Below are 411 nucleotides of genomic sequence, written 5' to 3'. Positions count from 1 at the left end.
TCGCCCAGGTAGGCGGCCCTGACCTTGGGATCATTGAGCAAGGTCTTGCCCTCGCCGGTCATGGTGATCTCGCCGGACTCCATCACGTAGCCGCGGTTGGCCAGTTGCAGCGCGCGGCTGGCGTTTTGCTCCACCAGCAGCACCGTCACGCCCTGCTGGTGGATGTCGTTGACCACCTCGAAGATCTTGTCCACCATGATGGGGCTCAAGCCCATGCTGGGCTCGTCCAGCAGCAGCACCTCGGGCCGCGCCATCAGCGCGCGCCCCATCGCCAGCATCTGCTGCTCGCCGCCGCTCATGGTGCCGGCGAGCTGGTTGCGGCGCTCCTTCAGGCGCGGGAAGATGCCGAAGATGCGCTCCATATCGCTCTGGATCTCGGCGTCGTTCCTGATGTAGGCGCCCATCTGCAGG

The 411-nt window shown here is 65.7% G+C and carries 1 protein-coding gene; it reads right to left on the bottom strand.

Translation table 11 applies throughout. The features are described from left to right. A partial coding sequence (locus tag PO768_RS29110) for an ABC transporter ATP-binding protein (RefSeq protein WP_272648839.1) occupies positions 1-411 on the bottom strand: 411 nt, incomplete at both ends.

Source organism: Paucibacter sp. XJ19-41, from assembly GCF_028462495.1.
Classification (GTDB): domain Bacteria; phylum Pseudomonadota; class Gammaproteobacteria; order Burkholderiales; family Burkholderiaceae_C; genus Roseateles_E.
The sequence above is the reverse complement of the archived record's forward strand: the minus strand, read 5'-3'. Positions and strand labels throughout refer to the sequence as shown.